General features: G+C 60.2%; 2 protein-coding genes. Both read left to right on the top strand.

What is annotated here, in order from left to right:
- On the top strand, nt 1-213 hold a 213-nt coding region (locus tag EN932_RS38600; protein WP_206619043.1), incomplete at its 5' end, for a hypothetical protein.
- A 123-nt stretch (nt 214-336) separates the two neighbouring features.
- Nucleotides 337-1127, top strand: a 791-nt coding sequence (locus EN932_RS36665) for a trypsin-like peptidase domain-containing protein (protein WP_245483408.1), incomplete at its 3' end; no start/stop codon positions are given.

Here is a 1127-nt window from a genome sequence, read left to right as displayed (position 1 = left end):
GGGGCCACGGGTTCAATCGAGGCAAAATGGGTCGAAATGGCTGCTTCCATTGATGGTCCTCCGCTTCAGACAATCTCCTGCGTGTTTGAGTTTGGCGGCTCTCGCGATTCCCGCCAGACGAAATTTTGGGACGTCTCAAGCAAGTTTCAATGGCTTGGCACGGGTCACATTTCCCGTGGTCAACGCCTTAGAACCATTTTATCCAGCCGGTGAAACAATCGGCGAGAATCTCAGTTCTGACGTCGGGCGAAAATCAAGGACCCGAATCCGGCAGGAGAACCAGTCATGTCTTACCTCTCTAGGAACTTGTGCATTGGCTTGATCACAGGAGCCCTGATGCTCTCGACTGGCGGCCTTGCTCCGGCCACCGCACAGGAAATTCCGAACGACTTCAGCGCAATCGTGCGTCAGAAGCTGCCCGCGGTTGTCGCCATCACGACCAGGCAGATCATCCAGGATCAAACGACGCTCAACGACTTTCTCAATCCCTTCGACGGAGGAGGGCGTATCCAGCCCCAGGTGCGGGAAGCACTCGGCTCCGGCTTTGTGATCAGTCCCGAAGGCTACATCGTCACCAATAACCATGTCGTCGCAGACGCAACCGAGATTCACGTCGTGTTCTCCGACAAGGAGACGGCGCCCGCCCGGGTGGTGGGCCGCGATCCGGCAACCGACATCGCGGTATTGAAAGTCGAGCCTCGGCCCAACATGACGGCGACGGCCTGGGGGGATTCGGACGCGATGCAACCAGGGGCCTGGACCATCGCCATCGGCAGTCCCTTCGGCCTCGGGGGCACGGTCACTGTCGGCGTCCTTTCTGCCCGCTCTCGCGATATCCAGGCCGGTCCTTACGACGATTTCCTGCAGACTGACGCCTCGATCAACAGAGGTAACTCGGGAGGTCCTTTGTTCAACGCGCGCGGCGAAGTCATCGGAGTCAACACGGCAATCGTGTCGCCGTCAGGCGGTAGCATAGGCATTGGGTTCGCGGTGCCCTCGCGCACAGCTCGGACTGTCGTCGACCAACTGATCAGCACCGGCCGCATCGAGCGCGGCTTCATCGGCGTGCGTCTTCAGGAGATCACGCCCTCCATCGCCGAGGCGCTCGGAATGCCGGGCGCCAAGGG

It is taken from the genome of Mesorhizobium sp. M7A.F.Ca.US.002.01.1.1, from assembly GCF_004022955.1.
Taxonomy (GTDB): domain Bacteria; phylum Pseudomonadota; class Alphaproteobacteria; order Rhizobiales; family Rhizobiaceae; genus Mesorhizobium; species Mesorhizobium ciceri.
This window is presented reverse-complemented; position numbering and strand designations above follow the sequence as displayed.